We start from the raw sequence: 2252 nt of genomic DNA on the forward strand, positions 1-2252 counted from the left end.
TATGCAAAATCGATAGCTTTTGAGCAAGAAAATTCCTTAACCGATGACCAATGAAGAATTTCTAAATATTTCACTAATTTTTACTTTTCTTAAAGTTATGGCTTCAGAATACCCGGGTTTCATGTAAAACCTGTACATCATGCATTAAAATTACAGGATGGGGATGCCCTGAAAAATAATGGCATTCGTGCTGCATAAAGAGTAGACAAAGATATAACGAATAAATGTTAACCAGAGCTAATATAAGGTTTAAATTGTATTCCTAGTAAGGTAAAATTGTAAAAACATTTGCCTTTACAGGGGAATAGGCTTTAAGGTTTTATCAGGTCTGCGGGGAAGAAATAATCTACATTTTTGAATTCAGCTGGAAATGATTTTTTTTCTTATGGACTTGATGATGTTTTCTTAATGTGAACATAAAAAAGCTACTTGAGAGCACATAGTTGAGGGTATCTTATGAAAGGCGACAAATGTACGAATCCAATGGATAAAAATGAGTTAGGTGAGCCGCTTCCAAGCAAAAATCAAACAGTAGGGGATTTTCCAAAATTAACTACGGTAGCAGGAGCTCCGGTGGAAAGCAATCAGGACAGCATGACAAGCGGTAGACGCGGACCCCTTATGCTTCAGGATATCTGGTTTCTGGAAAAACTAGCACATTTTGACAGAGAAGTAATTCCGGAGCGCAGAATGCATGCAAAAGGCTCGGGGGCATTTGGGACATTTACTGTAACTCATGATATAACCAACTACACCAAAGCAGCCATATTTTCTGAAATAGGAAAACAAACCAAAATGTTTGCACGCTTTTCTACTGTAGCGGGTGAGCGTGGAGCAGCTGATGCAGAGCGTGATATTCGCGGTTTTGCTTTGAAATTTTACACTGAAGAAGGCAACTGGGACATGGTAGGGAACAACACGCCTGTGTTCTTTTTCAGAGACCCTCTAAAGTTTCCTGACCTGAACCACGCTGTTAAACGTGATCCGCGTACCAATATGCGGAGCCCAAATACTAACTGGGACTTCTGGACATCTTTACCTGAAGCTCTGCTGCAGGTAACTATTATTATGGGTGACCGTGGACTGCCTTCTTCTTACAGGCACATGCATGGATTTAGCAGCCATGCTTACAGCTTAATAAATAAAGATAATAAGAGAGTATGGGTAAAGTTCCACTTCAGGTCACAGCAGGGCATAAGAAACCTCACAGACCAGGAAGCTGAAAAAGTTGTCGGAATGGACCGCGAAAGCCACCAAAGGGACCTTTACGAATCCATTGAAAAAGGCAAGTTCCCAAAATGGAAAATGTATATACAGGTTATGACAGAGGAACAGGCCAATTCTATGAAGAATAATCCCTTTGATCTAACCAAAATGTGGCATAAAAAGGATTTTCCGCTGATACCGGTTGGTGAATTTGAGTTAAACAAAAATCCTGATAATTATTTTGCAGACGTGGAACAGGCTGCTTTTTCACCGGCTAACGTAGTCCCGGGGATTAGTTTTTCCCCAGACCGCATGTTACAGGGACGTTTGTTTTCTTATGGAGATGCACAAAGGTATAGATTAGGTGTAAACCATCACCAGATACCCGTGAATTCTCCTCAGGGCGTTAAAAACTATCACAGCTTCCATAGAGATGGACAGATGAGAGTTGATGGCAATGTAGGAAGTCAACTGCATTATGAACCAAATAGCTATGGAAACTGGAAAGACCAGCCACAATATGCACTTCCGGTTGAAAAAACAGGTTCAACAGATATCTTGAGGTATGATTTCAGAGAAGATGACAGTGATTATTACACCCAGCCGGGAGAGTTATTCAGAGCTATGACTCCTGACCAGCAGCAGGTTTTGTTTGAAAACACTGCCAGAAATATGGGCGATTCTACTCTCCAGATCAAGCACAGGCATATTTACAATTGCTATCAGGCAGATCCTGAATATGGCAAAGGTGTTGCAAAAGCATTGGAGATAGATATCTCAACCGTTGATTTAAATTTACCAGCGCGCACTTCAAGAAAAGCCAATTATGAAGCAAACAATAAACATCCTGAATTAAATCAGCCTACAATGAAAAAAGATTCAGGCAGGGAGATTGATACTAACGGCGATCCCTGCATTGAACCCGAAAATGATCCCTGGCTTTTGTAACTATTAAAATTGGAATTAGCGGCACTATCAGGTCTAAAGAGGGATAGACAAATTTACAGGCTCGAATGTAGCTGAAATAATTTTCAGCCCTCATAGAC

At 40.5% G+C, this 2252-nt stretch carries 1 protein-coding gene; it reads left to right on the forward strand.

Going from position 1 to position 2252, the window contains the following annotated elements; translation table 11 throughout:
- Positions 1-456: 456 nt before the first annotated feature.
- Positions 457-2154 (forward strand): catalase, encoded by a 1698-nt coding sequence (locus PLL47_RS14820; protein ID WP_324447346.1) that lies wholly within the window; start codon positions 457-459, stop codon positions 2152-2154.
- Positions 2155-2252 lie beyond the last annotated feature (98 nt).

Origin of the sequence: Methanosarcina sp. (assembly GCF_035390745.1) — an archaeon.
In the GTDB taxonomy this organism is placed as follows: domain Archaea; phylum Halobacteriota; class Methanosarcinia; order Methanosarcinales; family Methanosarcinaceae; genus Methanosarcina.

What these genes read in the sequence shown, in the direction of transcription:
- PLL47_RS14820 (WP_324447346.1), top strand. Translation starts at nt 457, where the DNA reads ATGAAAGGCGACAAATGTACGAATCCAATGGATAAAAATGAGTTAGGT.